Source organism: Runella aurantiaca, assembly GCF_003339505.1.
GTDB classification, from domain to species: Bacteria; Bacteroidota; Bacteroidia; order Cytophagales; family Spirosomataceae; genus Runella; species Runella aurantiaca.
In genome coordinates this window covers 25756-50268 of the sequence record NZ_QPIW01000041.1, presented here as the reverse complement: position 1 = coordinate 50268, position 24513 = coordinate 25756, and the positions used below count along the sequence as shown (strand labels likewise).

Sequence of the window (24513 nt, the reverse complement as noted above, 5' to 3'; positions counted from 1 at the left end):
AGAGAGGAATGATTGAAGTGTTAAAAAATGCCAGTAAAATAAATGAAAACTCACTTGAATTGAAGGACCTGTAATACTTGATAGTCAGGAATGGCTAAAAATACGTTACCGAACGTTAATGCGCAGTTTATCTGGTTGCACCACCCGAAAACCCTGAGGGGTGACTTCAATAAAGCCATCATGCTTGAATTCACTGAGCGTTCGAATCAGCGATTCAGACGTCGTGCCAATCATCGCGGCCAGATTTTCGCGGGAAAGCTGAATTGCGCTTTCGGGTTGTTGGGCCTGTAAAACCAGCAACGTATCGGCCACGCGGCGGCGCAAAGAATTGTAAGCCATACCGAGCAGTTTTTTTTCGTGGTCATTTACACGGCTAGACATCAACTTGATAAATTTTAGGCTTACCTCCAAATCATCAGAAATCACTTTTAAGAAATCGGCTTTAGGAATATAGATTAATTCTGAGTCAACAATGGTCACGGCCGAATCGGTATAATCGGTGTGCATAAATAAGGAAAGATACCCAAAGAAATCGCCCGGCTGATAAAGCCCCGTAATAAACTCTTTGCCGTCACCATTGGTACGAACGGTTTTAACTTGCCCTGATTTGAGATAAAACAATCGAATAGGCTCATCGCCCTCCAAATAAACGTATTGCTTTTTGGGGATAACGTGCGGCTTTCTGTCGGTTGTGAAGCTTTGAAATTTGCCTTCATGATAAGTTTCCTGTAAAAAACGGTTCAGACTATCCTCCTGTACTCGGGGAGCTGGTACGAAATCAGCGGGTGGTGTGAGATGTAAAATCCTGTTTAAACGGACCTCAATAGACCTCAGCAAATCACTTTCATCAAAGGGCTTCATCAAATAATCATCCGCCCCCAAATCCATGCCTTTGCGCAAATCAGTGCGTTCAGTTTTGGCCGTCAAAAAGATAAAAGGGGTTCCAGTAAGTTGAGGATTTTTGTTAAAAATTTGCAACACGCCATATCCATCCAATACAGGCATCATAATATCACAAATCACCAAATCGGGCTTAACGGCAAGGGCTTTCTCAACCCCAATTTTTCCATTCTCGGCCACATGAACCTCATAACCAGCTAATTCAAGAATATCGGCGGTGTTTTCACGAATGATTTCGTTGTCTTCAATCAATAAAATTGTTTTCATAGGGTAAAGTTATGGTAACGGTCGTTCCTTGATTCAAGACACTCGCCAGTGTAATATGTCCCCCCAAAAGATTAACGTATTGATTTACAATATGTAACCCCAGCCCCGTACCCGAAATATTGGCGGCGTTTTTAGCCCTAAAGAAACGTTCAAACAAATGTTTTTGGTCTTCTTCCGAAATGCCAATACCGCTGTCCTGCACGATGAGCGTCAACAGACCGTCTTTACAAGTTCCCTCCACTGTGATGCTCGATTCAGCATCGGAGTATTTTACGGCATTTGTCAGAAGATTCAGGATGATATTACGCAACAACGTAACATCAATAATGATGACATCGGCGGAAGAAAAAAAGGTCTGAATCGTTTGTCCTGGCTTCAATATCCCTTGCATCACCTCCAGAATTTCCTCCACCAGTTGGGCCAAATTCACGCGGTTGGTATGAATTTCAACTTTTCCTTCTTCTAACCTGCCCAATGACAAAAACTCTTCTAGGATTTCGTTGAGGTGGTTTACCGACGCACGAATTCGCCCCAAATGTTTGTGGATTTTATCCTGCTGGGCTCCATCCACGTACTTTTCAACCAATGTGGTGGAGGTTAAAATCGCCGTAAGTGGTGTTCTGAACTCATGAGAAGCCAATGAAACAAAACGCGATTTTAATGCGCCCAACTCACGTTCTCTTTCCAAGGCTTTTGCGAGTTCTTCTTTGGATTTTTCAAGTTGTCGGAGCGTGTTAATGAGGGCGTGGGTTCGATTGGCCACCTTTTGTTCCAGCTCAACGTTAAGTTGATTAATCAGTTCATGTTGGGCCTTCAGTTGCAGCTTGGCTTCTTTCTTAAAGACAATGTTGTTGATAAAAGCGATGGCATAAAGTTCATCATTCAGGCGAAAGTAACTAAGACTTACTTCGACAGGAAAGTCAACGCCCTCTTTATTGACGGCTCTCAGGTCATACCCGTTACCCATTTCCCGCGTTTGGGGGTTGACGTTAAAATTTTTGCGGTGTTGCCGGTGAACATCAATGCGGTCGGCGGGTATCAATTGCTCAATGTCCATTGTCGTAAATTCAACCTCCGAATAGCTGAACAGCTTTTCCGCCATTTTATTGGCCGAAATAATCTGTCCATTTTCATTACAAACGATGATTCCAATGGTCGCATTCGAAACGATGGTTTCGTATTGACGAATGGATTGCAAAAGAGCAAATTCAGCTTCATACAACCGATTCAGATTGACAATACGAACCAAGGCAGTACTTGTACCTCGGATAAGGGTAATTGTAATACCTCCTCGAAATACCTGCCCCGAAAGGCACTTTACTTCAACTTCTTCATAATGATGCTCCGACTCCAAGAGCTTTGCTATTTTTGTAGTAATCTCTGTATCTTCATCATGCGTCGCACGAAACCAAGGGTCCCTAAAGTCTGAAAATTTTTGATTGCTCGAAAAACCCATTAATCTAATTCCTGACTGATTAATACGGAGAAAATGAAATCGCTGTAAATCATAAATTCCTAAGAAATCATTTTCCTGTTCAAACAGTAAATTCGATAAGTCATTAAAAAGCATATTACTCGGTTTTCAAGTGGTATTTTTCAGAAATTCCTGTTTAAAAATGATACTATAACGAAGAGGCTGCGGGTAAAACACAGGGGCAGAGTTGACGAAAATCAATTTCGGGGGGCGAGAAATCATTACCTTTGCCCAAGTTAATGATTCGTTTTTATTTTAAAAATAAGCAGGCATGGAGTTCACGGTTTCGCATCCGATTCAGATTCCCTCGCAGTCCGCTGATTTACTTATTTTCATACCTTCAGCCCCGGGAGAAAACACCTTAATTGCTTCGCTTCATTCGTTAGCCGATTTGCTGCAAAATCTGCTCGGTACGACTGTTCATGTCTTTAAAATTGATGAAATGACCTATCCTGGGATTGTTAAGAGTTTTGACATCTTCAAAACCCCCACCTTTGTACTAGTGCAGCGGGGCGTTGAAGTTTGGCGTCAAATTGGCATGACGGATGCCTCAACTATTATCAAAGCGGTCAAAAATCAGTTGACCGACTAAAGTCTGAGACTACGGCCTGCTTTGGATTTAATATGAATTCGGTACACGATAGGATGCACCGTTTTCTCGGCTTCCGTTGGATTTTGAGTTAAAGTTCCAGGTTTTTCATTGGCAAACACGGGCACTTTTCGGTTTTTGAGCAAATAAAGGGCGGAGTCGCGGACCTCACCTTGTAATTCCTCAAACTCTCCTTCAATCAACACGCTATGCCAAACGCCCGGGTTGACCATTTCATCAATTTCGAAAGCTACATTTGGGTTTTTTCTTACCATATCAATTTTGGTTCCTGCCCGCGTAATTCCGTAAATGTAGAGCCCATCGTAAAAAAACATGACTGGTTCAATCAAAATCCTATTTTCAGCCGAGCACCCAATTCGCCCGAAATATTGATTGTGCAGCATGTGGTCTATAATTTCCGTTGAAAGTTCAGTCAGCATGGTAGATGGTTTTTAGTAATAGGTTGTATCAAATTAGGACTTATAAAGCCGTTCGTAGTACTCCGTCGCCAACCGAAGCGCATCAAAACGCGGGCTTATTTCATTGATTCCAGCTTTTACTGTAGTCCACCAAGCATCGGGGGTTTCGTAATAAAGCGGCAAAATCTTGTTTTCAAGGTAATCAAACAGATTTTTGGCATCAAAATCATCTTGCTCGTGGGTCGGGGTGTCTACATCGGCTTCAGGTAATATAAAAGCATTCTGGCCGTTCATGGCAAATTCAGGTACCCAGCCATCATTTGTCGAACACAACAACGCACCATTCATAATGGCCGTCATGCCGCTGGTTCCAGAGGCCTCGTGGGTGATGCGCGGCGTATTCAGCCACACATCACCGCCTCTTTTTAGCATTTTAGACAACGAAAGTTCATAGCCTACCAAAACAGAGCAGTTTACGTAGCGCTTTGACAAATGCACAAGTCGGTCAAATTGGCTAATGCCTACATAATCATAAGGGTAAGGCTTACCCGCCCAAATCAGCTGAATGGGATAGCGGGTATTGGAAATCAAACGCTCGAAACGCTCCATGTCATTGAGCAATAAATCGGCGCGTTTGTACCCTGTCAGTCGTCTTGCCCAAACAATCGTCAGGATGTTTGGGTCATACATCTCGCCCGTTTGGTCGGCTACCACTTCAAACAACTCCTTTTTCCAATCAGATTTTTTATGCTTTAAGAATTCATCATTGTCCGTTTTTGCGGCTTCAATGAAAGAAGTATCCGCCCAATAAACCTGACTTTGGGCATTGGTAATGTGAATAATAGGACTGATATCAGGCGTATGTTTCCACATAGTGTTACTTATTTTCTCGTGCATCACTGAGACGGCATTACTGAGTCGAGCCAGTCGCAAAGCCCCCAGTGCATGGTTGAAAGCATCCCCCTCTACCCCCGTCAAACTTCTTACTTTGTCTAAAGGCAAATAATAAAAAAAGCCCATGCGGTCAAGCAAACGAATATCCGATTGCGGATTGCCAGCTTCTTCGGGCGTGTGCGTGGTAAAAACAACGCGCTCTTTGACCGCCTCAACACTGCTAAATTTTGAATACAAATAAAAAGCCAACGGCAAGGGGTGGCTTTCATTCAAATGATATACATCAGGGGTTAAATTGAGGGCATCCAGCAACTTTGCCCCCCCAATCCCCAGTACTGTATAAGCCGCAATTCGGGTTTCTGGATTGGGGTCATAAAGCCGGTGCGTAATGGTTTGGGCCAAATAATCATTTTGCGGCAAATCCGTGGTCAGCAGAAAAAGGGGCGCAGTTCCAAAGACCGAAGGAGGCAAATAGTACGCCCCCACCCACACGGGTGCATTGTTAATCAGCACCTGCACCGTAACGTTTAGTTTTATGAGAAAACCATAATGTTTCTCCATAAACAAAACATCCATGGTCTGGTCAGCTTTTCTGATTTGATCATAGTAGCCGTACTTCCATAGTATACCAACTCCGATGAGGTTTTGCTTAAGCGCATAGGCCCCCCGCAGGTGCGAGCCCGCCAAAAAGCCCAACCCTCCTGAGTACGTTTTTAAGGGTTGATGAATGGCAAATTCCATCGAAAAATACGCCACGCGCTTGGAATACTCGGCCGTAAAGCCACTGAAATCGTCGGCGAAACTTGATAATGAATATGTACTCATGCTATTTTGGCCCAGATTTGAAACTAGGAAAAGTGTCCAAACGCTATTTTTTAGAAAAGTAAAGTACTAAAAAAAGAACCTCCTTCACATGAAGCTAATCACTTAAAAAACTGACTTTTCTCACTCCTAAAAATCAGTTTTCTGAGGAGTACTAAATCCCATTGATCATTTATTTGACAGGGTTTTACGCTAAGCGTTCAAATTATTTTAGAGGTTAATTCAACATAGGATAGTGGCCTAATGTGGGAATTTTATTACGCAACGAGGAATATTTTACCCACTCTTAGATGATTCAAAAACCTTAAAATCAACCTTAATTAGCTGTTTTTAAGGTTTTTTTGGGTGAGTACAAAAATTTAAGTGGGGAAATAATCTCTAATGGGAAAACCCATCTTAAATCATATTAAACATAAAACCTCAATATTTATCGAACATTTTTTACGCCGCTTTTACAATGAGAAAGACTGGTTAGAAAAATAGATTTCTGGCCAATTGATAACTTTTAAACGGATTAAAAATGAATAACTCCACGTTAATATATGCACTCATCACCCGGGCTACGGGTAAAATTGGAGAATCTTTTGCGCGCATTCTGGCACGAGAAGGATACAGTTTGGTATTGGTAGACACCAAACCAGATTTATTACAAAGAGTACTTAACACCATCCAACAGGAATTTCCTTCCACCCACACGGTTTGCATTGACAAAGATTTAGCCCCTGAATCGGCCTCATACGAGCTTTATAAAGAGATAAAAAAGCAAAACTTGACCATTGAGTTATTAATCAATAACGAAGAAATCGAACACCTAAAACAAACTCCTGCCTTAAAGCATAACAATGGTTTTTATGGAAAGGATGGCATACCCACGACCAATACATTTTTAAAGCACCCCTTAACCATTCTTTTTCTAAAAGAAATGATGGCACAAAATACGGGGAAAATAATGCATTTTATGTCAACAATAAACCGCGCCCGAAACGTCCGATTTTCAACGCATAACTTTGATAAACCACTTATATTTTCGCTCATTGAGGTATTTCAAAATACCATCCAAGAAAGCCTCATTGAGCTCAATATCCTGAATTCGCAAAAGTATTCCCTGTCTTTTACGTCGTTGGATGATTTGGATTTAAGACATAATTAGGGGCCGTACTGGTATGGTATTTTAATTTCTTGATAAGGGCTAGCAATCCAAGCACACCATCACAACGCTCTTGTATCTACCCATAAAATCCCTCATTTTTCTTAAAACTTTCCTGACCTATGTGACAATTATCACGGTAAGGCCCTTTTTGACCTTCTACTTTTGCAGAGTCATTCAACAACTCACTGCAAAAGAAAATGAGCTCAATTGAAATTTTTGGTTTTTCAGCCTCCATTTTTATCGGAATAAGTCTCGGGCTTATCGGTGGCGGCGGTAGCATTCTTACTTTACCCGTTTTGGTTTATTTATTGGGCATCAACCCTGTTCTTTCAACGGCGTACTCCCTTTTCGTGGTCGGTACTACTTCATTGGTTGGTTCCGTCAATTATATGCGCAAAGAATTGGTCAATTATCGCGCCGCGCTGGTCTTCGCCGTTCCTTCTTTTATCACCGTTTTTCTAACCCGCAAATACCTCGTTCCTGCCATTCCTGACTCGTTATTTTCGGTGGGTGGATTTGAGGTCACCAAAAACATTGGCATCATGATATTCTTTGCCATTGTGATGTTGGCCGCTTCGTATTCGATGATTAAGGAGAAGAAAAAGAATAAAAACGAAGAAGCTGGCGAATTGAAATTCAACTATCCCATCATCGGGCTTGAAGGGGCCGTTGTGGGAGCATTAACAGGCCTTGTGGGGGCTGGCGGGGGTTTTTTAATTATCCCTGCCTTGGTGGTTTTAGCGCATTTGCCCATGAAAATGGCCGTGGGTACTTCACTGCTTATCATTGCGGCAAAATCACTCATCGGTTTTATCGGCGACGTATCCAACCTCCCCGTCGATTGGCCATTTCTGCTTGAATTTACGGGTTTCTCCGTCGTCGGAATCTTCGTAGGCTCTTACCTTTCAAAATTCGTTCCGAGCGAAAAACTCAAAAGAGCGTTTGGCTGGTTTGTACTCGTGATGGGAATCGGGATTATTTCAAAAGAAATTTTCTTTAAATAATCAAACAAAATGTGACTTATGTAATAATTGTCACAGTACGGAGCATCCCCTCAATCTAACTTTGTATCATTAATTCAACAATACTAATCTTAACACAACACAACCATGTTCTTTCAACACATTTATGACAAAACCCTAGCCCAAGCAAGTTACCTTATCGGTTGCCAAAGAACGGGTGAGTCCATGGTCATTGACCCCAAAAGAGATGTAGATACGTACCTTGAAATTGCCAAACAAAACGGTTTGCGCATCACCCATATCACCGAAACCCACATTCACGCCGATTTTCTTTCGGGAGCCCGCGAATTGGCCGCAATCACTGGCGCCAATATGTACCTTTCTGATGAAGGCGGCGAAGGTTGGGAATACGAATTTGACCACATCGGTCTAAAAAACGGGAACGTTATCAAGGTCGGAAACCTTACGTTTGAAGTCATTCACACCCCCGGCCACACCCCAGAAAGTATTAGTTTCTTACTGACCGACAAACCCGCAAGTGCCAAACCAGTGATGCTATTTACGGGCGATTTCGTTTTCGTAGGTGACATCGGTCGTCCAGATTTATTGGAAAAAGCCGCAGGCATGAAAGGAACACAAGACGCAGGTGCGCTTCAAATGTACAATTCCATCCAAAAATTTGCCGCTTTACCCGATTATTTGCAGGTATGGCCCGGCCATGGAGCGGGTTCGGCCTGTGGCAAAGCCCTCGGCGCGGTTCCTAGCTCAACGGTGGGTTACGAAAAAATCCGAAACTGGGCGTTTCAGCACGACGATGACCAAAAAGGATTTGTGGATTACCTGCTTGCTGACCAACCCGAGCCGCCCAAGTACTTTGCCATGATGAAAAAACTCAACAAAGTAGCGCGTCCGTTGCTTACGCAGGTACCCACACAAACAAAACTCTCAGGCGATGCTGTAAAAACCGCCATGGAAAAAGGCATCAAATTGATTGACACCAGAAATAAAGTTGATTTTGCCCAAGGTTTTATTCCTGGAAGCATCAACATTCAGGGCAACAATGCCTTTGCCACGTGGATGGGCTGGTTTGTGAATTACGAAGAGCCGTTTATGTTGGTAGCCAACGAAAGCCAAATCGAAGACCTCACCCGCAAATTGATGCGCATTGGTTTAGACAACGTACTTGGGTACATTGACGACGTAAACGCCCTCGAAATCCCGCTCCAAAAAAGCGAAATCATCGGAATCGACGAATTCAAATCTTACCTCGACCGCGAAGATACGCAGGTAATCGACCTGCGCGGGGTGTCGGAATACAATACCGAACACATCGAGGGAGCCGAGAATATTTTTATCGGAACGATTCTCTCCAATTTGGATAAAATCAGTAAAGATAAGCAAGTGGTCATCCATTGTCAGGGTGGAGACCGGGCCGCCATTGGGTATTCACTTTTGGTGAAAAACGGATTCAAAAACGTAAAAAACTATTCGGCAGGAATGAACGAATGGGTCGCTAAAGGAAACCCTACCGCAACCGAATTGGTCGAAGCCGCCGCTTGTTAACCCACTTTATTTTCACTAAATCCCCGTTGCTACCGCGTCGGGGATTTTTTTATGGGTTTTTGGTTCTATTAAATGACTTAAAAGCTGACATCAATCAGTATTTCTGTGTGCTAAAAGTTACAGAAAAGGCTACCAAAGGGCGGTAATTTTGTTCTATTAAATCAGCAAAAAAAACTTCCTCAAAAGACATGAAAGTAGAACAAATTTACACAGGTTGTTTGGCCGAAGCCGCCTATTATATTGAATCCAACGGCGAAGCCGCCGTCATCGACCCCCTTCGTGATACCAAAGCCTACGTAGAGCGCGCCAAAAAAGAAGGCGTTGACATAAAATACGTGTTTGAAACCCACTTCCACGCCGATTTTGTCTCGGGACACATTGATTTATCCAACGCTACGGGCGCCACCATTGTTTTTGGACCCACCGCCAAGCCCGCATACACGGCCTACGTTGCCAAAGATGGAGAAGAATTTCAGTTGGGCAATGTAAAAATCAAGACCATCCATACGCCCGGCCATACGATGGAATCAACCTGCTTTTTGTTGATTGATGAAAACGGCAAAGAAACGGCCATTTTCACCGGCGACACCCTGTTTATCGGGGATGTAGGTCGTCCCGATTTGGCGCAGCACGTCATCAGCGATTTGACGGAAGAAAAACTGGCGGGGCATCTTTACGATTCTCTCCGCACCAAAATCATTCCGTTGGCCAACGACATTATCGTCTATCCGGGCCACGGTGCGGGCAGCGCTTGCGGCAAAAAAATGAGTAAAGAAACCACCGACACCCTCGGCAACCAGAAGTTGTTCAATTATGCGCTCAATTTGAATCTGACCAAAGAGCAATTCATAAAAGAGATTTTGACGGGGTTGGTTCCTCCCCCCGCCTATTTCCCTCAAAATGTGTTGATGAACATTCAAGGCTACAAAAGCCTCGAAGATATCATGCAGCGCGGTAGTCAGGCGCTGACACCCGCCGCTTTTGAAGCCGCCGCCAACGAAACCGAAGCCCTGATTTTGGACGTTCGCGAAGCCCAAACTTTTGCCAAAGGATTTATTCCAAACGCCATCAATATCGGCCTTGACGGGCAGTTTGCGTCGTGGGTAGGTACGCTTATTCCCGATTTAAAACAACCGATTTTATTGGTGGCCGAAGCGGGCAAAGAGGAAGAAACCATCACGCGTTTGGCACGTGTAGGCTACGACAACTGCATCGGCTACTTGCAGGGTGGAATGGCCGCTTGGCAAGCGGCAGGTCTTGAGTTGGACAGCGTCACCTCTATTTTTGCCCAAACGTTTTCGGATTTATTTACCGAAAATCCATCGCTGACGGTGTTTGATGTGCGTAAAAAGAGCGAATACGACGCCGAGCACGTGGTGGGCATTGAAAATTTGCCACTTGATTTTCTGAATGACCACATGGCCCAAATTCCATCCGACAAGACCTGTTATATTCATTGTGCGGGTGGGTATCGCTCTATGATTGCCATTTCAATTTTGAAAGCTCGGGGCTTTGATAATTTGGTGGACGTAGCGGGTGGTTTTGCAGCCCTCAAAAACGCGGGAAAGCTCCCATTGACCGAATACATCTGCCCTTCTACTTTATTGTAAATCAACCACTTCCTTTGCAAGAGAGAGCGAATAATTCGTTCTCTCTTTTTTTGTGTAACATATATCACGATGTAAGAAAGTAATAACCCCGATTTTTGTGATAAAATCAACCTAATAGGTCTTTTCTGGCCTATTCAGTATACATTTAAATACCATGAAAGAGTTTTGGAATACGCGTTATCAGGAACCTCAATTTGCATACGGTACCCGACCCAATGAGTTTTTTCAGGAAACCATTGATAAATTACCCGCTGGAAAAATCCTGTTACCCGCCGAAGGCGAAGGCCGAAATGCCGTTTATGCCGCTCGCAAAGGCTGGGAAGTGACCGCCTTTGATTACAGTATTCAAGCCATGCTCAAGACCTTTCAGTTGGCCGAACGCCACGGTGTTACGTTGCAATACAGCGTTAAAGACGTTCAAAATTTCGAGCCTGAAACGGCGATTTACGACGCTATTGGCTTGTTTTATACCCATTTTCCCATTCAAATACGCCCCGAGTTTCATCAAAAACTGGTGCAAGCCCTCAAACCCGACGGATACGTTATTTTGGAAGGATTTCACAAAAATCAACAATACTACACCTCCGGCGGCCCCAAAGACGAAGCCCTGCTTTTTTCGTTGGAAGAACTGGAGGCTGAGTTTAAAGACCTGCGTATTTTGAGTCTGGAAGACAAAGTGATTGAACTCGATGAAGGGCTTTATCATCAAGGGAAAGCACACGTTGTTCGCATGATTGCGATAAAATCTTAAATCACCTTAACCATAGAACAATGAAAAATACGATCAACAATTGGCAACTTTGGCTCATGGCAAGTTTGACGTTAGGATTGGCTCCTTTTCTCCCCGAGCCGCACTTATTTGGTAAAATTCGGTGGATACTCGGCGGAGCCGTGGGTATGAAACCCATGGATTGGTTTGATTTTTTTTTACATTTAACCCCTTGGCTTTTGCTCCTACGAAGTATCGCGCTAAAATGGATAAAATAGCGCAACCTTAACCACTCGTTAGATGAAACTCCCTACATTTAACTAACTATTTTAACACTGTACATATTCATTTTTTTATTCAATTTTTTCATTGATATGTAACATATATCACATTGAAAGAGATTGAATACCGCTAATTTTGTCCCACCGCCTTTCACAACAATTTGGCAATCATGGAGTCCAACAACCTCGTAGAAACGTTATTACGCTCGCTCAAAATTCTATTAATCTTACTGCTGACCTCGGCCAGTTTAATGTTCTTTTTAGGATATATTCTGGTCGTTGGTGATTCCAATTCAAAAGATAATGCACCCATTGTTGAGCAAAACAATTATGTAAAGCCCGATTCAAACTTTGTGGGTCTTTGGCCTGGCCCCGCCGACTGGCAAAAGTCAAAATTCAACCCAGAACAACAAAAGTTAATCAATTATGGCAAAGAGCTCATTGCGCATACGGCTGATTATCTGGGGCCCAAGGGCAGCGTAAAGCCCATTTCTAACGGTATGAATTGCCAAAACTGCCATTTGCAAGCGGGCGCCCAGCCTTGGGGCAACAACTATTTTGCCGTACAGGCTACCTATCCCAAATTTCGCGAACGGTCGGGAACGAGCGAAAATCAAGTAAAACGCGTCAGCGATTGCTTTGAGCGTAGCCTCAACGGAAAAGCCCCCGACTCAACCAGCCGCGAAATGAAGGCCATATTGGCCTACATCGAATGGTTGGGCACCAATGTTCCCAAAAATAAAGCTCCCAAAGGCTCAGGAATTTATAAACTGAAAGGGCTCAAAAGAGCCACCGACCCCGTTTTGGGAAAAGTAGTGTATGAACAAAAATGCCAAAGTTGCCATCAGGCAAAAGGCGAAGGTGTGTTGGCCGCCGACGGTAAAAGCTATACATTTCCGCCGCTTTGGGGCCCCAACAGCTATAATATCGGCGCGGGTTTGTACCGCATTTCCAACTTTGCGGGCTATGTAAAATACAATATGCCTTTTGGAGTCACCTACAAAAACGCCCAACTCACCGACGAAGAAGCCTGGGACGTTGCTGCGTATGTCAATTCCATGCCCCGGCCTACCAAAGACCTAAGCAAGGATTGGCCCAACATCGACGGCAAGCCCTTCGACCATCCGTTTGGCCCTTACTCCGACCCGTTTACGGAAACCCAGCATAAATATGGCCCTTACAAGCCCATCAAGGATTGGAAAGAAAAACACAAAGCCAATAAATCCAAAAAGCCTAGCCTCGCCTTACTATAAAATCAGCCCTTTTTATTTTTACATTTACGGGTATTTTGTTTGTAAATGAAGGTTGGTGATACAGCAAAGCAGGGTCTTAACCTAAACTTCTATTATACCATGCCTTCTCGCCGCAAATTCCTCCAATCAGGTTTGTTTACAGGGGCCATTTTGGGAAGTACGCCTCCCCTATTGGCTTCTGAAGAAAACACAAATTCCGAAAAAAGTAACCACGCCAAAAGCGGAACAATTACATTCTTACAAACCACCGACGTCCACTGCCAGCTCCACCCTCACGATGAGCTTTTTTGGGAGAACAACCAACTTACTTTTCGTAAAGCAGGAGGTTACGCGCATTTGGCCACGGCCTTGGATGTATTGCGAAAACAAAACCCATCAAATACCATAGTCATGGATACGGGCGATATGTTTCAGGGCAGTATGCTTGCCATCAAAACCACGGGCAAAGCGTTTGTTCCGCTTTTGAATGCGCTCAATTATGACCTGTATCTTCCTGGAAATTGGGAAGTGGTGTACAACAAACAAAACATGCAGCACCTGATGGGCGGACTGCTGACGCCCAAAGTCTGCGCCAATATGTACCACGACGCGGGCGACGGCAAACGGGGAAATCTCATTTTTCAACCCTACCAGATTTTCAACCGATTGGGGATTAAAATCGGTTTTTTGGGATATACCGACCCGTTGGTTCCGATTCGTCAATCACCCATGTACAGCAAAGGAATTATTTACACCAAACCCGAAGAAAGCCTAAAAGAATACGTGACGTTGTTGAAAGAACAAGAACAATGCGATTTTGTAATTTTACTTTCTCATTTAGGGCTTAGCCAGCAAATTGCTTTGGGCAACAATCCTGACTGTAAAGGAGTTGACTATATTTTTGGGGCTGATACGCACGAGCGGGTACGAAAGCCCATTCAGGCAGAATACACCAAAATTGTGGAACCGGGTGCTTTTGGTTCATTCATCGGAAAACTCGACTTGCGCGTTGAAGACGGAAAAATCACGGGAGATTCTTACGAACTTATAGAAGTTGACCCTAAAAAATATCCCGCAAAAAAGGAAATACAGGAGTTAGTAGAACAAATTGAAAAACCGTATCGCGCCGAAATAAATCGCGTTATTGGGTACAGTACTTTACCCTTATACCGAAATTTTGTGGTCGAAAACACCATTGACACTTTAATCGTGGACGCCCTCAAATGGAAAGTTAATCCAGATATAGCCTTGTCAAACGGTTTTCGTTTTTGCCCGCCCCTAACCGCCGGCAAAGATGGAAAAGTGGCCATCACCGAAGGTTACCTTTTTGACATGCTTCCCATTGATTCTAACGTCAAAACAGCCAAAGCAACAGGCCAGCAACTCATGGAATGGCTTGAAAAAGAATTGCAAAACGTATTTGCCCAAGATGCATCCAAACGTTTTGGAGGCTGGTTGATACGGTTTAAAGGGATGCAGATAGAATTTAAAGCAAAGGAAAGAGTCGGTCAACGGGTGCAAAAAGTAACCATCGGCGGTCAGCCTCTCAATCTTGACAAAACCTACACCCTGTGCGCTTGCGAGCGCGACGGTGACCCCGATGATATGCTATGTCGCCTCAAAGGAGTGAAAGAAGCAAGGCTGACTTCCTATACCTTGCACACAGTAATGAAGGAATATTTGCGGGAATTTTCTCCCGTTACGCCCGCTTTACGCCACGATGCCACCATCCTAGACGCTCCTCAGAATCTTTTAAGTCAAGTTTTTGGGGTAGATTATACCTTTAGGTAACATTTGTCACGGAAGGGCCTTTTTCTAACCTGTACTTTTGTAATGTTATTTCAAAACACTAGGCAGAGAAGAAAATGAATCGCACTTTTTATAGTCTAATATTGTTGTCAGGTATGTTAAGTCGTGTTTATGGACAAGGCATACATAGTCACCGAGAAATAGAAAAAGATACCAATACGTTGAACCACTTTTTTGCCAACGGACGCTTTTACGGTCATGCCCGGTCTTATTGGTCAGGCACCGTAAACGACGGCAATCTGAGTGATGCTTATGCTTGGGGGGCGGGGGCGGGAATTGGGTACGAAACGCCCAAATTTTTCAAACGTTTTCAACTCGGTTTGAGTGGTTTTTTTATGTTTAACATCAAATCCACTGACCTCGCCAAAGCCGACCCACAAACGGGACAAGTCAACCGCTATGAGATTGGACTTTTTGACATTGAGCGCCCCAACGACCACGAAGATTTGGACCGACTGGAGGAGTTATTTATCAAAACCCACTTCGGTAAAAAATCGGTCGTGACCATCGGTCGGCAAATCCCACAGTCGCCCTTTATCAATCCACAAGACGGCCGAATGCGGCCCACCCTGACCGAAGCCGCCGTGGTAGACATCAATGAATGGTCAAACCTTAAACTCCACGGCGAATACATTTGGCGGATTTCTCCCCGCTCTACCGTTCGGTGGTTTGAGGTAGGTGAAAGCATGGGCGTTTATCCCGTGGGAGTCGATATAAACGGAAAACCCTCTCAGTACAAAGGAAATACGGAATCAAAAGGAGTTGGGATATTGGGTGCAACGTACCGTAAAAAACAATGGTCGATTGAGCTTTGGGATACCTACCTTGAAAACATAACTAACACGGGGTTTCTGAAAGTCGAATGGAAATCAAAAACCGAGGCAGGCAAAAACTGGTTTATAGGAAGTCAATTAGTTAGGCAAAATGCATTGGGTAATGGTGGTAATCCAGACCCTGCGCAGGCTTATACTCAACCTGGAGCAACGTCGACGGTGATTTCGGGCCGAGTTGGGCGGCAATCTGGCAAATTTGATTGGTACGTAAATGCCACCAGAATCACCGCCGAAGGTCGGTACCTCATGCCGCGTGAGTGGGGCCGTGAACCTTTTTATACGTTTATGCCCCGTGAGCGAAACGAAGGTTTTGGGGACGTAACGGCTACCAGTATCAATACTTTTTATAAGCCACGAAAGAACCTAAAAATTGAAATCAGCGGCGGGTATTTTCAACTGCCCGACACCAAAAATTTCGCACTTAACAAATACGGTATGCCTTCGTACGCTCAAATCAACATAGGCGTTACGTATCAATTTGAAAAATACCTAAGAGGATTAAACGCCCTGCTTTTGGTTGTTCGAAAAGATGAAATTGGCGAAACATACCAAAACGACCGCTATGTATTCAACAAAGTAAATATGTCTCACTTCAACTTAATTCTCAATTATCACTATTAATTAACATTCGCATGCAACAATTCATTGAACTGATTCGTCAACCTTGGCCGTGGTACGTGGCTGGGCCGCTGATTGGGCTGACTGTCCCCACATTATTATTGATTGGAAATAAATCTTTTGGTATTTCCTCCTCACTGCGTCACATTTGCGCCGCCTGTTTTCCAGCCAATATTTCTTTTTTTAAGTATGATTGGAAAAAAGAAATCTGGAATTTGGTCTTCGTACTCGGCGTGTTTTTTGGAGGAATGATTGCCACCAACTTTATGGAAAACCCCAACGCTTTCCAACTTTCAGCAAACACAATGGCTGATTTGCGGGCGTTAGGAATTCAGGATTTTTCGGGATTGATGCCCGCCGACTTGTTTAGCATGGAAGCGCTCTTCTCCCTGAAAGGATTCATATTCTTTGTTTTGGGTGGTTTTATGGTTGGTTTTGGCACGCGCTACGCGGGTGGTTGTACTTCGGGGCACGCAATCATGGGGTTGTCAAATCTCCAAGTTCCGTCCCTCATCGCAACCTGCTGTTTTATGGTCGGCGGTTTTACTATGACCCACTTATTAATGCCCTTTATTTTCAAATTATTTTAATTGAAATCCAACACATTAAAGCATATAACAATGAGTTTTCAACAAGTTTCTCCTCCCATTGAGCAAGATGAACAGCCCTTCGCCTGTGAAGCTCCCAACGACATGGCGCAGTCCGAAAGTTGGGTCAGTAATATCAAATACCTGATTGTCGGGGTTCTTTTTGGGATTGTTTTTGTCAAAGCCGAAATCATTTCTTGGTTCCGTATTCAGGAAATGTTCCGCCTGCAAAGTTTCCACATGTACGGCGTTATTGGTAGCGCGGTAGTGGTCGGAATGATTTCAGTATTTCTGATTAAGAAATTCAATATCAAGACATTATCTGGCGAAACTGTTCAGTTTCACCCCAAGAAATTCCAACGAGGACAAATCTACGGCGGCCTTATTTTTGGTTTGGGATGGGCCATTACGGGCGCTTGCCCTGGGCCTTTATTTGCCCAAATCGGCAGTGGTTATATGGCCGTGATTGTCACGTTGCTGAGCGCCGTGGCAGGCACCTGGGCCTATGGGTATTTTAGGGATAAATTACCCAATTAAGCCCTGAAAGAATTTACGTTAAAATAAGACAGCGAGTCTACGCCAAAATGTGCGCTAGACTCGCTGTCTTATTTTAACATTTAATTGATTGAAAGTTACTCTGCTTTCATCACTTTCAACGTCAAACTTTTACCGTTTGACTGAACGTTCAGCAGGTACGAACCCGCCGCTAATTGAGGAACCGAGAGGGTTTGACGATGGGCATTACTACCGCTCACAAATCGGCTCGATACAGCCACACTTCCCTGCACATTCAGCAATTGCCACTCAACTGTTTTTCCTGACATTCCCTTAATCAAAAGAGTCAATTCTCTTCCAATCACAGGATTGGGAGCAATCGCCGCCCATACGTTAGTATCAGCAGAATCATCTGAATCAAAAGTTTCTGCTCCTACTCTACCGTTGCAGTTTTTGGCCAAAACAACAGCAGAGCCGTTCATGTTAGCATCACAACCAGTAGCGGCGTTGATGGCATCAACTGTGTAAGTACCAGCAGGCTGCAACCCAAAACTAATCGCGTTTCCAGTTCCTGCCACCAGAATTCCCGTACTTACATTATTTTTTTTGAGCAAGTAATTGACCCCTGCTTCAGAATCCTCCATCCCTACTTCTACCCCAGCACTACCCACGCAGTAATTTCCACCACCCGACACCTTAAATTTATCGGGGCGACTGTTGGTGTAAATAATGGCCTCTCCCGTCATGGCCGATGTACAGCCAGTAGTTGAAGTAGCCGAAACCGTATAAGCACCTTGTTCGGTCTGAGTAAACGTCAACGAGCCACCTGTGCCCGCTACCGCGCTGCCCACTGGCGAGCCATTACGGAGGAGTTGATAATTCACATTGGTTTGCGAACCGCTCAGCGTAATTGTAAATGATGGCACAACTCCGTTTCCATTGTTGCCACTGCATTTACCACCGCCACCTGAAACACTGAATACGGAAGGTACAAGCGGAGCGGCATTAACCACAACGGGGTTGCTTGCATAGGTTGTAGAGCAAGATGTATTGGCTTTGGAGCGCACCACAAGGGTGTAATTTCCCGAAGTCAAACCGCTAAAAGTATTTGATTCCTGCCAACCTATATTATTCAGATTGTACTCCAACGTACCTGTACCCGTGGCGGTAATTACAACACTGCCCGTAGCGGTCAAACAAGTAGGTTGGGTTACTACTACGTTGGTGATTGTGGGCGGTGTGCACAAATTCAGTCCGACCAAAACAGGGTCGTGGTCGGAAGCCCGATAAGGCTCGGTGCTGTACAATGAAGACACAAGACCTGCTGTTTTAAATTCTGTATTGTAATCTAAAACCGTTGGCTCGTCGGCGTTGATGTGCCATTTTTCGGCCCCCGTTACCTGTGAGGCCATGGCAGAACTTCCAAGGGCGTGGTCCAACGAACCAAGTTGACCATCAAAAACGTATGAATACGAAGTCAAAGGAAGAAGACTTCCGAAACCCGCATTTGCAAAAGCGGTTAGTGGGTCTTCTTTGGCGTACGCATTCAAATCGCCCAAAATGAGGTAATCAGGGTCAGTCGTGCCCGTTGGGTTTGTTAACAACCACGCGGCTACATCCTGCGCCTGACGGGTACGTGTACCGTTGGAGAAACCTTGTCCGTCGCCCGAATCGGCATCTCCCACACCACCAGAACTGCTACCTTTTGATTTTAAATGGTTTACTACAGCCGTAAATACTTCATCCGTTGAAACCTGTTGGAATGTTTGCGCCAACGAACGTCTTCCTACCACTGTGAACGAACCAGAACCAAAATCAAAAGGAATGGCTTTAGCATCGCCAACGGGGCTGACCGCCGCTGGTTTATAAATCATGGCAACGGTTATTTCGTCGGTCGAAATGTTGCCTGAATTGATAAAACTATAAGTACCCACACCAGCAATACCGTTTAATCCATTCACTAAATCCTGAATGGCGCTCGTGGCTCCAAAACCGTCATTTTCAATTTCCATCAAACCAATTACATCGGCTCCTGAAGCAATGATTGCGTTCAGAATTTTATCCCGTTGACGATTAAATTCGGTAACATTGTCCGCTCCGCGTGAAGTAGGAAATCCACCGCCCAAACCGTTTCCGTTAAAATAGTTGAGTACATTAAAGCTGGCCACTTTCAACGTTCCTCCAAGCGTAGGAGGCGCAGCTGGGCGAGCATTGGTCGCCATGAAGTTAGGGCTGGTCAAGGTCTGGATTCGGTAGCCTTCAAAACGATGGTCCAACACGCCTACAACACTCGCCACCTCGTCGCCTGTGCGGAGGGTATTGGAAGCGCTGAGGGGATTTCCACCTCGGCCAAAAATGATAGGGTCAGGGTTTTGCGAACCAACTCCATCATCCAAATAAATCTTTCTTTTGGCAATCTGAGCCAGATAGTCTGAATAACCTGCTACGCTTGGCGTATTAAACTGCGTGTATTGATCCAAACGGGCGTCGGTGCCGGGCTGGTTGCTGTCACCATTTGCGGAGAGCACAAGTTGTCCGAAGCGGCCCAATTGAAACAGTTCTGTCACGGTAAGATTTCCCGTGGCGGCGCTCAACTCCACGAGCATTCCTTCGTAGCGCTCCAAGTCGTTCACGTCAGATACAGGTAATTGTACGTTGGTAATAGCAGGTAACGTCGCCGCGCCCGCATTTTGTACACTCACCAATTCGTTCAATTGGGTTAAGCTGCTGCCGCTTGAGGTAAATTCTGCCGCTTTACCCGTTACTTTTACTCTATCACCGATGTTACCGCTGAAAAGTTGGGCGGGGTCAAAAACAAAAATCCCCTCCGACGTGGCTGGATTGCCGTCGGTATCGGCATCTTCTTCCTGTACATAAAAACCGTTCAGACGCGTTGAATTAAGGAAAGTTCGCGTTACAATGCCTTCAATGGCAACCGTTGTGCCCGCAAAAGGTGTTGTTGTGCCACTTCCTTGAATTTCGTGTATTTTGGAAACCGCAATATCATCATTTTGAATGGTACCCTGCCCTTGTGTATCACCAGCAGTTGCACCAGTTACGTTGGTTACATTGACAAAAAAAGTTTCGTTTGGCTCGGTTGTTTCGTCGCCATTTACAACCACTTCAAAGCTGTAACTGTTTGAGCCTTGAGGGATGGTTTGCCCGGTCAATGATTTTGTTACATAATCACTGCCCGCACTAGCGGTATTATCGGCGGTTGCAATATCAAACGTCACTCCACCTGCTCCCGCAGCTACGTTCAAACTTACGGTGAATGAATAAGTAGTGGTGCCAGTGTTGCCTTCCACTTTAGAAACGTCATTGATGCTGAGCGTAGGCGTCACGGGACCGCAGGTAGCGGTGTGCGTTCCTAACCCATCAAATGTGTCGTTGGCAAAGCCATCCCATTCGGTGGCAGGATTAAATGCATCACTTCCGTTAACTTCACCACCACAGATGGATACTTTACGACGAAGGGTATTGTCGGCTGTAGAAGTGAGACCCGATCCCCATTCGGTACCAGGGTCATTTCCAATTATACCGATTACGTCAATAATTGTAGTGCCTTTGCGAAGCACAACGACATCGTCACCGTTGAACCATCCAGAGCCATTGGTTTGATCAGCTTGGGCCAGTATGGCCGCATTAGAAGAGGCCTGAGCAATAACAAACACATCATTACTAGCGACTGTCCCCGTTAAATTAATGGTTAATGTCGAAGCAGAGTTGCCGTTAAAATACATCTGAATATTGTACCCGCCATCCATTAAATTGATGGCACTACCCGTGCCGTTGTAAATTTCGATGGCTTTGTTGTTGCTGCTTCCTTCAATGTATTCAGAAATAAACAACTCCGTGGGCGCCTGCGACCATGCTACCGTTGAAACCGCTAACAATAAGACTAAAAGGCAAAAAGAGCCTAACCGCTGAAGCCAACGCACGGGATTTAAAGGTTGAAAATGGGTTTGAGGTGGTAAAATTGAAGTCATAAATGGTTTTTTAGAACGTTTGATTTGAGTGAAGTAAAATTATGTTGTCGCGAAAGTACGAACAGTAACATTATCAAAATGTGAATTTTAAAAAATAATATACCTAATAGTCATACCTAAAAGGCTTCATTATTTTACCAAAATCCCGCCTAAGTATAAAAACTTCTTCTCGTATAACTTAGGGTTGTTTATTTTGTTATTGCGTTTTTGCAAAATCGACGCTTTATCAAGCTTTTCAGGGGAAACTTTTATGGTTACCTCATGATTTCCTGCTTTCAAACCGTTAATAATCGTATAGTTCATCCGGTAGTAGGTCGCATACTCATCAAAACGATTGATGTAACGAGGTGGCTCATTGTCGATGTATACTTTGATTTGCCCACTACTCGGCCCTATCACATCCACGATTCCAAAACTTGTTCCCTTAAAACGTACCTTGATGGACTCCGAAGTGTCATCGGAAGCAATGACGGAGGTTAGGAGCGAGGCGTAAGCTTTTCCCACCACGACTGAATCGACTCGTTGCCAACCCGAACTTTTTTCGATATTATCCAGCGCCAAAAGGTTTGCTTTTTCTAAATTGTTAGACATTAATGCCTTTTTCAACGTGTGTTTACCTTTTTTTCCAACCGATTGAAGCTGAATTAGGTGCTTTTTTATGGCTTCTGCGTATACTGTATGCCCTGTTTCGGGGAAAGGATGTACTCCATCCGCCGAAAAAACCATGGGACCAGTGGTAGAACCAGCCTGGCCTTGAAGCACCATTTTTCCCGCGGTAATTAAGTTCACCGCAGGAAAAGCCATTGAAATTGAGGGAATTTGGTAATAATCGGCGACTTCTTCCATCGCCGACGCAGAAATAGGGAATGTACCCCGCTGATAAAATTCTAACTGCGGTCGGGAGAAAGTATACACAAAACAAATATCAATGGAGCGGTTTTGTCGCCAAATTTGGCGGACAATTCCTTCCATTGATTCTTTCACCTCCTGCGCCGATTTTCCATTGTCGTTGACGGCAAATTCCACAAAAACCAAATCAGGCGCGTGTTGAAGAACGTGGTTTTGCAAGCGATACGCGCCAAAATCTGAGCCTGTCCCGCCGATAGCGGCCATGATTTCCACAAATTGCGTTTGGGGATAGTTGCTTTGCAACCATTGGAATGTTTTTGTGCGCCATCCATTATCGGCCCGGGTAATGCTCCCACCCAAATAGGCCACTTTTACGGTTTGACCTTTCTGTATTTTATCAAAAAAATGAGGCAACCCTGCGCGATAGGTTGCCTCAACAGAATTAACTAAAGATTCGGTTTGTGCAATGGTGAGTGTAGCAAAAAATACCGAACATAGTACAAAAAGTAGTTTTCTCATTACGTTTGGGAAAGTACGGATAAATAACGGGTGAATTTTTATCCCAAAAGTACTTCTAACTTCTATTTCTATCCGTCTTTCTCCATTAATTGTTTCTCATTCTGGTTTGTTTAATCAACAAACTTGCGCTGACTCGTGGCGTTTTCAGTTGGGAAATCCCTTGGAATCGGAATATCGACCTTCCCCGTAGCGGCCCACTGAGCACCGCGTTGAAGACAAGTGATAAAACCGACGCATTCGACCGAATAATCAACGTGTCCGAGCGGCGTATGAAAAACGCGCCCCTTGCCGTATTTAATGGTCATCAACATAGGCTCATGGCGGTCGGTTCCACGGTTATCTTTGGGTGAAAAAGCCGTGGCCAATACTTCCATATCTTCGGCGGGCCCGCGCAAGCGGTCATACATTTCGTCTTTGGTGTGCATCCATTTCAGCGGCATTCCTTTCGTAATCGGGTGTTTGGAGTTTCTGACGGTGATTAAAAACTCCTTTTGTGCCCCATGAGAGCCTGCTTTGCCAGCCTGCATATCCTTGACCAACTTTCCATTTTCATCGTAGTAAACAAAAGGGCCGTCTTTTTCGCTGCGGTCGCCCCAGCCTCCTACCCCAATCATTCGGTTGTAGGCGGGCCATTTCGGAAATGAATTATCGGCGGCATGAACGACCACTAAACCGCCGCCATTGTTCATAAATTTCTCAAAATCAGCCTGCGTTTCATCCGACCAAGGGGCGGCGTTCCAACCAAAATTACAAACCACTAAATCATACTTAGAGAAATCAGGATGAAATGCGGAATCCATTTTGGCATTTGCCATTGCTTTGGTGGCAGGAAGTCCTTTGATTTTGTATTTATCAACGAGGTCGCCGCCGTTCCAAGTGTAATAAGTACGTTGCACATCCACCGAAAATTTACCCGTTTCTTCCAAGTAATCCTTCATCATGTACGTTATTTTGGGCCACTGCTCGTGGTTGTTTTGCCCGTCAACAATCAAGGTTCTGATGATTTTTGGACCTTTTTCTTTTTTGGATTGAGCTTGGGTATTTCCCCACCCCAGCGTGGTCAGAAGCACTAAAAAAACGTAAGTAGGTTTCATGAAAAAAGTGAATGGTTATAAGTTCTAATCGATTAAATCTTCCTTAAAAAACAGCATTTTTACTCAATACCCTTTACTTTCAGCAATGGGCCCCGTGGGCGCGCCACCATCGACTAATCCAAAACGACGATAAGCATCCTCCATAATGGCCGCCGTGGCGCTGGCTCCCAAACGCGCAACGCCCATTTCCTGCACTTTCAGAAGTCCGTCAAGGGTGCGTACCCCACCCGCGGCTTTGACCAAAACCCCAGGTCCCACATGGTCGAGCATCAAACGAAGGTCATGCTCCGTAGCGCCTTCGTAGCTGTACTTTCCGTCGCTGCCCTTCACAAAACCGTAGCCCGTGGAGGTCTTCACAAATTCGGCCCCGACCTCCGTACAAATTTCACAAAGTTTAATTTTGAAGGAATCTTCGGGCAGAAAATCATTTTCAAAAATCACCTTCAGAATGGCCCCGTGCTGCTTGCAAGCCGTTTTAACGGCCTGTATTTCCTCCTGTACATAAGTCCAATCATTGGCCAATACCTTGCCAATGTTGACCACCATATCAATCTCCACAGCCCCGTCCTTACAGGCCTGAACAGTTTCGGCGACTTTTATCAAAATGGTACTGTTACCATGGGGAAAACCAATCACCGTACCTACCAAAACATCCGTACCTGCCAGCAACTCCGTGGCCATTTTGACCGCATAGGGCTTGATACAAACCGAGGCAACATCGTATTTTATAGCCAGTTTACAACCTTCCAGTAGTTCTTCATCGGTCAGGGTCGGATGCAGCAACGAATGATCAATCATCTTTGCAAGGCTGCGAATCTTTGCGGTGTTCATAACAATCAAGTTTAATG

The 24513-nt window shown here is 44.6% G+C and carries 20 protein-coding genes; 12 read left to right on the top strand and 8 right to left on the bottom strand.

The genetic code is table 11. The features are described from left to right. Positions 1-105: 105 nt before the first annotated feature. Both DVG78_RS28375 and DVG78_RS28370 read right to left on the bottom strand, forming a co-directional pair. The gene (locus DVG78_RS28375; RefSeq protein WP_114464392.1) at positions 106-1167 is read right to left on the bottom strand and encodes a response regulator; all 1062 of its coding nucleotides are present in this window, start codon (positions 1165-1167) and stop codon (positions 106-108) included. Further along, positions 1145-2737, bottom strand: coding sequence for a sensor histidine kinase (locus DVG78_RS28370; protein ID WP_114464391.1), 1593 nt, complete (start codon positions 2735-2737; stop codon positions 1145-1147). The genes DVG78_RS28375 and DVG78_RS28370 overlap by 23 nt, the downstream gene beginning before the upstream one ends. 175 nt (positions 2738-2912) lie before the next feature. On the opposite strand from DVG78_RS28370, the gene DVG78_RS28365 reads away from it, so the two are divergent. Then, on the top strand, positions 2913-3233 hold the full coding sequence (locus DVG78_RS28365) for a YbbN family protein (protein ID WP_114464390.1): 321 nt from the start codon (positions 2913-2915) through the stop codon (positions 3231-3233). Here the strand turns inward: DVG78_RS28365 and DVG78_RS28360 are convergent. Both DVG78_RS28360 and glgP read right to left on the bottom strand, forming a co-directional pair. Further along, positions 3230-3670 carry a pyridoxamine 5'-phosphate oxidase family protein gene (locus DVG78_RS28360; RefSeq protein WP_114464389.1) on the bottom strand — a complete coding sequence of 147 codons (441 nt, stop codon included), beginning with the start codon at positions 3668-3670 and terminating at the stop codon, positions 3230-3232. The two genes, DVG78_RS28365 and DVG78_RS28360, sit on opposite strands and share 4 nt — an antisense overlap. 33 nt (positions 3671-3703) lie before the next feature. Further along, entirely contained in the window at positions 3704-5368 is a 1665-nt protein-coding gene (glgP, locus tag DVG78_RS28355) for an alpha-glucan family phosphorylase (RefSeq protein WP_114464388.1), read from the bottom strand. 517 nt (positions 5369-5885) lie between these two features. On the opposite strand from glgP, the gene DVG78_RS28350 reads away from it, so the two are divergent. The 11 genes from DVG78_RS28350 to DVG78_RS28300 all read left to right on the top strand — a co-directional run bounded on the left by DVG78_RS28350 (position 5886) and on the right by DVG78_RS28300 (position 17256). Continuing rightward, a complete protein-coding gene (locus DVG78_RS28350; protein ID WP_114464387.1) occupies positions 5886-6515 on the top strand; it encodes an SDR family NAD(P)-dependent oxidoreductase in 630 nt (209 codons plus the stop codon). Between the two features lie 197 nt (positions 6516-6712). Next, the gene (locus DVG78_RS28345; protein WP_114464386.1) at positions 6713-7519 is read left to right on the top strand and encodes a sulfite exporter TauE/SafE family protein; all 807 of its coding nucleotides are present in this window, start codon (positions 6713-6715) and stop codon (positions 7517-7519) included. Positions 7520-7624: 105 nt separating this feature from the next. Further along, on the top strand, positions 7625-9040 hold the full coding sequence (locus tag DVG78_RS28340) for an MBL fold metallo-hydrolase (protein WP_114464385.1): 1416 nt from the start codon (positions 7625-7627) through the stop codon (positions 9038-9040). 188 nt (positions 9041-9228) lie between these two features. Next, the gene (locus DVG78_RS28335) at positions 9229-10650 is read left to right on the top strand and encodes an MBL fold metallo-hydrolase (protein WP_114464384.1); all 1422 of its coding nucleotides are present in this window, start codon (positions 9229-9231) and stop codon (positions 10648-10650) included. A 154-nt stretch (positions 10651-10804) separates the two neighbouring features. After that, entirely contained in the window at positions 10805-11401 is a 597-nt protein-coding gene (locus DVG78_RS28330) for a class I SAM-dependent methyltransferase (RefSeq protein ID WP_114464383.1), read from the top strand. A gap of 20 nt (positions 11402-11421) precedes the next feature. Further along, positions 11422-11637 (top strand): hypothetical protein, encoded by a 216-nt coding sequence (locus tag DVG78_RS28325; protein WP_114464382.1) that lies wholly within the window; start codon positions 11422-11424, stop codon positions 11635-11637. Between the two features lie 173 nt (positions 11638-11810). Further along, positions 11811-12893, top strand: a complete 1083-nt coding sequence (locus tag DVG78_RS28320) for a c-type cytochrome (protein WP_114464381.1) — start codon at positions 11811-11813, stop codon at positions 12891-12893. 99 nt (positions 12894-12992) lie between these two features. Next, positions 12993-14663, top strand: coding sequence for a bifunctional metallophosphatase/5'-nucleotidase (locus DVG78_RS28315; protein ID WP_114464403.1), 1671 nt, complete (start codon positions 12993-12995; stop codon positions 14661-14663). Positions 14664-14776: 113 nt separating this feature from the next. Continuing rightward, positions 14777-16135: an OprD family outer membrane porin gene (locus DVG78_RS28310; RefSeq protein ID WP_229598341.1), complete on the top strand. Its 1359-nt coding sequence runs from the start codon at positions 14777-14779 to the stop codon at positions 16133-16135. Positions 16136-16146: 11 nt separating this feature from the next. After that, on the top strand, positions 16147-16722 hold the full coding sequence (locus tag DVG78_RS28305) for a YeeE/YedE family protein (protein ID WP_114464379.1): 576 nt from the start codon (positions 16147-16149) through the stop codon (positions 16720-16722). Positions 16723-16752: 30 nt separating this feature from the next. Then, entirely contained in the window at positions 16753-17256 is a 504-nt protein-coding gene (locus DVG78_RS28300) for a DUF6691 family protein (RefSeq protein WP_114464378.1), read from the top strand. Positions 17257-17351: 95 nt separating this feature from the next. Here the strand turns inward: DVG78_RS28300 and DVG78_RS28295 are convergent, their stop codons facing one another. From DVG78_RS28295 to deoC, 4 genes are all read right to left on the bottom strand, one after another. Further along, positions 17352-21203, bottom strand: coding sequence for an ExeM/NucH family extracellular endonuclease (locus DVG78_RS28295; protein WP_114464377.1), 3852 nt, complete (start codon positions 21201-21203; stop codon positions 17352-17354). Between the two features lie 129 nt (positions 21204-21332). Continuing rightward, positions 21333-22571: an SGNH/GDSL hydrolase family protein gene (locus tag DVG78_RS28290; RefSeq protein WP_114464376.1), complete on the bottom strand. Its 1239-nt coding sequence runs from the start codon at positions 22569-22571 to the stop codon at positions 21333-21335. A 110-nt stretch (positions 22572-22681) separates the two neighbouring features. Next, positions 22682-23665, bottom strand: a complete 984-nt coding sequence (locus DVG78_RS28285; RefSeq protein WP_114464375.1) for a ThuA domain-containing protein — start codon at positions 23663-23665, stop codon at positions 22682-22684. Between the two features lie 63 nt (positions 23666-23728). After that, the gene (deoC, locus tag DVG78_RS28280; RefSeq protein WP_114464374.1) at positions 23729-24496 is read right to left on the bottom strand and encodes a deoxyribose-phosphate aldolase; all 768 of its coding nucleotides are present in this window, start codon (positions 24494-24496) and stop codon (positions 23729-23731) included. Positions 24497-24513: the final 17 nt, after the last annotated feature.

What these genes read in the sequence shown, in the direction of transcription:
- DVG78_RS28370 (WP_114464391.1), bottom strand. Translation starts at nt 2,737, where the DNA reads ATGCTTTTTAATGACTTATCGAATTTACTGTTTGAACAGGAAAATGAT.
- DVG78_RS28335 (WP_114464384.1), top strand. Translation starts at nt 9,229, where the DNA reads ATGAAAGTAGAACAAATTTACACAGGTTGTTTGGCCGAAGCCGCCTAT.
- DVG78_RS28350 (WP_114464387.1), top strand. Translation starts at nt 5,886, where the DNA reads ATGAATAACTCCACGTTAATATATGCACTCATCACCCGGGCTACGGGT.
- DVG78_RS28285 (WP_114464375.1), bottom strand. Translation starts at nt 23,665, where the DNA reads ATGAAACCTACTTACGTTTTTTTAGTGCTTCTGACCACGCTGGGGTGG.
- DVG78_RS28325 (WP_114464382.1), top strand. Translation starts at nt 11,422, where the DNA reads ATGAAAAATACGATCAACAATTGGCAACTTTGGCTCATGGCAAGTTTG.
- glgP (WP_114464388.1), bottom strand. Translation starts at nt 5,368, where the DNA reads ATGAGTACATATTCATTATCAAGTTTCGCCGACGATTTCAGTGGCTTT.
- DVG78_RS28320 (WP_114464381.1), top strand. Translation starts at nt 11,811, where the DNA reads ATGGAGTCCAACAACCTCGTAGAAACGTTATTACGCTCGCTCAAAATT.
- DVG78_RS28330 (WP_114464383.1), top strand. Translation starts at nt 10,805, where the DNA reads ATGAAAGAGTTTTGGAATACGCGTTATCAGGAACCTCAATTTGCATAC.
- DVG78_RS28300 (WP_114464378.1), top strand. Translation starts at nt 16,753, where the DNA reads ATGAGTTTTCAACAAGTTTCTCCTCCCATTGAGCAAGATGAACAGCCC.
- DVG78_RS28365 (WP_114464390.1), top strand. Translation starts at nt 2,913, where the DNA reads ATGGAGTTCACGGTTTCGCATCCGATTCAGATTCCCTCGCAGTCCGCT.
- DVG78_RS28290 (WP_114464376.1), bottom strand. Translation starts at nt 22,571, where the DNA reads ATGAGAAAACTACTTTTTGTACTATGTTCGGTATTTTTTGCTACACTC.
- DVG78_RS28310 (WP_229598341.1), top strand. Translation starts at nt 14,777, where the DNA reads ATGTTAAGTCGTGTTTATGGACAAGGCATACATAGTCACCGAGAAATA.
- DVG78_RS28340 (WP_114464385.1), top strand. Translation starts at nt 7,625, where the DNA reads ATGTTCTTTCAACACATTTATGACAAAACCCTAGCCCAAGCAAGTTAC.
- DVG78_RS28360 (WP_114464389.1), bottom strand. Translation starts at nt 3,670, where the DNA reads ATGCTGACTGAACTTTCAACGGAAATTATAGACCACATGCTGCACAAT.
- DVG78_RS28295 (WP_114464377.1), bottom strand. Translation starts at nt 21,203, where the DNA reads ATGACTTCAATTTTACCACCTCAAACCCATTTTCAACCTTTAAATCCC.
- DVG78_RS28305 (WP_114464379.1), top strand. Translation starts at nt 16,147, where the DNA reads ATGCAACAATTCATTGAACTGATTCGTCAACCTTGGCCGTGGTACGTG.
- DVG78_RS28345 (WP_114464386.1), top strand. Translation starts at nt 6,713, where the DNA reads ATGAGCTCAATTGAAATTTTTGGTTTTTCAGCCTCCATTTTTATCGGA.
- deoC (WP_114464374.1), bottom strand. Translation starts at nt 24,496, where the DNA reads ATGAACACCGCAAAGATTCGCAGCCTTGCAAAGATGATTGATCATTCG.
- DVG78_RS28315 (WP_114464403.1), top strand. Translation starts at nt 12,993, where the DNA reads ATGCCTTCTCGCCGCAAATTCCTCCAATCAGGTTTGTTTACAGGGGCC.
- DVG78_RS28375 (WP_114464392.1), bottom strand. Translation starts at nt 1,167, where the DNA reads ATGAAAACAATTTTATTGATTGAAGACAACGAAATCATTCGTGAAAAC.